At 58.9% G+C, this 4,896-nt stretch carries 5 protein-coding genes and 1 tRNA gene; 4 read left to right on the plus strand and 2 right to left on the minus strand.

Annotation, left to right across the window (positions count from 1 at the left end):
- Positions 1-376 precede the first annotated feature (376 nt).
- A complete protein-coding gene (locus tag AAFX91_RS39150; protein ID WP_130581235.1) occupies positions 377-811 on the plus strand; it encodes a phasin in 435 nt (144 codons plus the stop codon).
- Positions 812-1,077: 266 nt separating this feature from the next.
- Positions 1,078-1,154 (plus strand) — tRNA-His (locus AAFX91_RS39155).
- A gap of 131 nt (positions 1,155-1,285) precedes the next feature.
- Here the strand turns inward: AAFX91_RS39155 and AAFX91_RS39160 are convergent.
- Together AAFX91_RS39160 and AAFX91_RS39165 are read right to left on the minus strand one after the other, a co-directional pair.
- On the minus strand, positions 1,286-1,609 hold the full coding sequence (locus AAFX91_RS39160) for a septal ring lytic transglycosylase RlpA family protein (protein ID WP_282531969.1): 324 nt from the start codon (positions 1,607-1,609) through the stop codon (positions 1,286-1,288).
- Positions 1,610-1,706: 97 nt separating this feature from the next.
- Positions 1,707-2,111: a MarR family transcriptional regulator gene (locus AAFX91_RS39165; RefSeq protein ID WP_394570065.1), complete on the minus strand. Its 405-nt coding sequence runs from the start codon at positions 2,109-2,111 to the stop codon at positions 1,707-1,709.
- A gap of 350 nt (positions 2,112-2,461) precedes the next feature.
- Here AAFX91_RS39165 and AAFX91_RS39170 point away from each other — a divergent pair, with 350 nt between their 5' ends.
- Both AAFX91_RS39170 and AAFX91_RS39175 read left to right on the plus strand, forming a co-directional pair.
- Positions 2,462-3,346, plus strand: coding sequence for an oxaloacetate decarboxylase (locus AAFX91_RS39170; RefSeq protein WP_394570066.1), 885 nt, complete (start codon positions 2,462-2,464; stop codon positions 3,344-3,346).
- Positions 3,347-3,512: 166 nt separating this feature from the next.
- A complete protein-coding gene (locus AAFX91_RS39175; protein ID WP_394570067.1) occupies positions 3,513-4,412 on the plus strand; it encodes an alpha/beta fold hydrolase in 900 nt (299 codons plus the stop codon).
- Positions 4,413-4,896: the final 484 nt, after the last annotated feature.

Raw genomic sequence — 4,896 nt, forward strand, 5'->3', positions numbered from 1 at the left:
GCGCGAAACTACTTCGCCGTCGTCGCCATTGCCGCCACTCTGCTCTGGATAAGGTAACTGTCCACACGGCCTAGAACCTTGTTTTGACGCGTTTTCTTCACGCGAGCCGGTGTCCACTTCGCTCGAAAACGCTCTCAGCGCGGCAATACCGCCCGGTCGGAAACCCTGGGCTGACAAATGCGGCATCGTATTGATTTAACGTTGCGTTGCACAAAATTGACATGATAAAGAGCTTTACTTGTCCTGCCCAGGGACAGGGCATTCCGTGAACTAGGAACTAGGCAGCGTGATCCAATTCGACCGTTCTCGGTCCTTGCGGGCCGCGGCGTTCGCAATGGGGTCACCGGACTTTACCCCGTTGTGAAGGATGCATGCGATGACCAGTTCGACTGACCCGTTTTCCGCTTCTATCATTCCGTTCGAAGTTCCCGAGCAGATGCGCGCGTTCGCTGAAAAGGGCGTTTCCCAGGCGCGCGACAACTACGCCAAGTTCAAGGACGCCGCCGAGGCCCATAACGGCACCATCGAGGCGGTGTTCACCACCGCCAGCAAGGGCGCGAGCGAATATACCGCCAAGCTGATGGAGTTCGTGAAGGCCAACACCACCTCGGCGCTCGATTTCGCCCAGGAACTGCTCGGCGCCAAGACGCCCTCCGAGGCGCTGGAACTGTGGACCGCGCAGACCCGCAAGACCTTCGAGACCTTCGGCGCCCAAGCCAAGGAGCTCACCGAGCTCAGCCAGAAGGTCGCCAGCGAGACCGCCGAGCCGATCAAGGCCAGCGCCTCGAAATATTACAAGCCCGCCGCCTGACCCTGGCAAAATCACAGAAAGGCCCGGGCAACCGAGCCCGGGCCTTTTGTTTTGAAGAGGCCGCAATGGTCTGTAGCCCGGATGGAGCGAAAGCGTAATCCGGGACCGGCGTTTGGCTCGGAGAGACCCGGATTGCGCTGCGCTTCATCCGGGCTACGGGGTATTCGGAAGTTGGAAAGTCCCGCGTTCGGCCTTGCCAAACCGGGGCGTTGCACCTAGTTTCCGGCCCATTCGCGAGGCCCCTTTGCGCGGCCTCGTGCGAGGATGCAGTTGTAGCTCAGTTGGTTAGAGCGCCTGTCTGTGGAACAGGAGGTCGGTGGTTCGAGCCCACCCAACTGTACCAGCCAAATCAAACAATTTGCGCTTCGTTCGCCTCCAATTTGGGTAGCGACGCGAATTAGGAAACTGAGCACGACTGCCAATGCGTGTTCAAGTGCGCGCTGACCTCGAAATGATATTCAACTTTCGCGCGTCTCATTCGAGTAAGACCAACGCGGTCCCGGCCATCCCAAGTGCACGCGCGGCTCCGGTGGATAAGTCTATGCAGCGTCGCTTTATGAAGGGACCACGGTCGTTGATCCGAACGGTGACGCTTCGACCGGTTGAGTGTGAGGTGACTGTGACCTGAGAGCCGAATGGCCTGGTACGATGCGCTGCGGTCATTGCGTTTGGGTTCATCCGCTCGCCTGACGCAGTTCGGCTGCCGCTGTAGCCATAGCGAGAGGCAACACAAGTTTCGGCAAATGCCGATGCAGATAAACAAGTGACCGCCAAGGCGGTGCATATTGGGCGGATCATCGTCTCTCCTTCCAGGATCCTGCCCGATTTGCCAACCTTTCCGTAGCCTCTAGGTTCCCTCCTGCCGACGCGCTCGGGTGGGATAGACGATGCTTCCTCACTTTCCGGAATCGGTCCCGCTGAATGAGGCGACGCGATTTAGGAGTTCTCCTGCCTTGAACAGCAAGGCACGCTCTTCCCTGGTCAGACATCGCTCGATCGCGTCCGCGAGCCACTGCTCACGACGGGTGATATTCTTATGAAGCACTTCTCGGCCGGTTCGGCTTAAGCGGACTCTTACCCTACGTCGGTCCTCGGCGTCGGGCATCCGGATGATCAGTCCCTCCGCGTTGAGCTCCCGAAGCGCGGCGGCAAGGTTCGACGATCGCATATTCTCGGATTCGCCGAGCATGGTCGGCGTGGCGGCGTCGCCGGCCCGCTCAATGGCCCCGAGCAACTGCAGCCGTACCCAGGAGCGGTCGTCAGCATGTGCTTCGCGGCGCAGCCGGCGCGAGAGATTCATGAACTGGTTGCGAAACGTCGTGACTTGGCGAGGAGGAGTTCGGCTTTTCATATAGCTATAATAGTATAGCTATCCTCAGTGTCACAAGGCTGCGATTGGCCTGCGCCGTGTCTGATGCCGGACTGGAACGATTCCGTGCCGCCCTGCATCTAACATCTAACTACTTCAACAACCGCAGATTTCGTGTGAGGGCGGGCTCACACGCGCACGGCATCGTGATGGTAGTAGCTACTTTAATATAGCTATTTCTACATAGATATTATCCGTGAAATAGGTGGCGCGCTACGCGCTCGAGCTGTCAGCCCGGTTCGTCCCAAGCATCAGCGCGCGCAGTGGCATGGGAGATCAACATGGCCAAGAAAACGATCAGTGAAATGCTGCGAGCGCGAGAGTTCATTGCCGCACCGGGCGTTTTCGATCTGGTTTCGGCAAAAATCGCGGCGCAGACGAATGCGAAGGCGCTGTACATGACGGGCTTCGGCACCGTCGCATCCTATCTGGGATATCCGGACGCCGGCCTTGCGACCTATACCGACATGCTCGACCGGGCGACCGCAATCGCTCAGGCCGTGGATAAGCCAGTCATTGCAGATGGTGATACCGGCTATGGTGGCCTGCTGAACGTCCATCATACCGTGCGCGGTTACGAGAAAGCCGGCGTGGCGATGATCCAGATCGAGGATCAGCAGATTCCAAAGAAGTGCGGTCACACGCCCAATTGTCACATCATCTCGACCGAAGAGATGGTGGACAAGATCAAGGTGGCTTGCGATGCGCGTTCCTCGAATGAATTCCTGATCCTGGCGCGAACGGACGCAAGAACGGCAGTATCGCTGGATGAAGCAATACGCCGCGCGGTGGCATACGCCGAGGCCGGAGCGGATGCGATCTTTATCGAGGCACCGGAATCCGTGGACGAGATGAAGAAGATCGGTGCCTCAGTCGACGCGCCGCTGGTCTCGAACCAACTGCACGGCGGCAAAACGCCGATACTTCCTCAAAAGCAGCTTGAGGAGATCGGCTTCCGTGCTGCCATTTACCCCACCGCGGGACTGTTCGCCGCCGCAAAAGCGCTTCAAAGCGTCTATGAGGCTCACGCCGAGGGAAGGTTGGTCGAGACTCCGATGTGGGCCTTCCAGGACTTCGTGAAGATGATCGGCTTCCAGAAAATCTGGGACTTCGAAAAGAAATACGCAAATCTGCTGGCGGTGGAGAACGCGTCGGCGCGCGGCTGAGCCGTCACGGGCGCGACGCGTCGGTAGCGGAGCAGGGGCTGTCCGCCATCATGCGACCCTAGCCCGCTTCCAACTCTTGGTTGATCAAAAGATGCAACACACCGATGCATGGTAAATTCACGGTTGGAGCGCTATAGTGTTCTGCCTCAACTGCTGGAGTTCGGTCATGCACTTCGGAATCAAGGGGCCGCTCGCCGGCGTCGCTCTCGCGGTTGGACTCTCCTCGCCAGTCATTGCCGATAATGTCAAAGAGCTAAGAGCCGCTGACACGAAATTCGTCTATGTCGACGCTGGCGAGGACGATCCGATCGTTCTCGTGCATGGCGGGCTTCAGGATTATCGTTTCTGGAATGGGCACCTTCCGGTGCTCTCAAAAAACCATCGCGTGATTGCCTATAGCCGACGGAACCATTTTCCCAACGCAACGAGCAAGGATGGCCTGCCTGATGCCGCGGCCGACGTTCACGGCGAGGATCTGGCAGCCATCCTCGCTGAGCTCGGCATAAAACGCGCGCACATCGTCGCGCACTCTGCCGGTGCACACGCCGCGCTGTTCTTCGCATCCAATCATCCCGAGATGGTGATAACCCTGGTCGTCAACGAACCGCCGGCCGCGGGGTTGCTCGCCGGGATGCCCGGGAGCGCAGAGCTACTGAAAGAGTGGGGCGCTCGATTCGCGTCCACACAGGAAGCGTTCCGAAAGGGCGATATCGACGCAGGGCTGCGCCTCTTTGCGGAAGCGGTTGGCGGACCCGGCACCTACGACCGACGATCAGATGCCGATCGGAAAATGATGTCCGACAATGCGGCGTCGGCCGTTGCGGACGCAATAAGTTCCCGCCCACGTCCGGTGTTCACCTGTGAAATGGCAAAGCGCATTTCGGCGCCAACGCTTCTGATGAATGGTGAGCGGAGCCCCGAGTTCTTTCATCGCATCGTGGACCAGTTGGAGAAGTGCCTTCCCGAGCGAAGGCGCATAACGATTCCCGACGCCTCTCACACTGTTCCCGGCGAAAACGCTCCTGCCTTTGATGAGGCCGTCATCGCCTTCGTAACAAGCCACTAGCTGCTAACGAGATTGATGATTGAGAAAGGCGCGGGCAGCCTGCTGTAGGCCGCGTCTGCCCCCCAGTCAGGCGGGCTCCAGGCATGCCGGTTTGGCAACCAACGTAGGAACGTGGGCACCGTTCCTGCGTTGGCCCCGGACGGAGAAACGCGATGGACCCGGTTACGCGGTGTTTGCATTGCGGCAGGAGATTGGTCCCGGTCCTAAGCGCGAACGGGAGAACAGAACTCAAGTGCGTTTGGTGCGACAAGGTGGACCCGATGAAGACCGAGCCGGTGAAACGGGATGACAGACCGTCGACCGAAAGGCTCAATGCTCACTCCTTGAGAGCCCCTTAAACCAGCCTGCGCGGAGCGAGCCGTCTGATGTGACGCTCCGATGCTCCGCGACATCAATCACTGAACTCGAACTAGCATTACAGTTGTCTTTTTGTTTTGAAGTGCGCGCGCTGGGCGGCGGCCTGGTGAGCTCTACGCCAAAGTGA

Source organism: Bradyrhizobium sp. 31Argb, assembly GCF_043638955.1.
GTDB lineage: Bacteria > Pseudomonadota > Alphaproteobacteria > Rhizobiales > Xanthobacteraceae > Bradyrhizobium.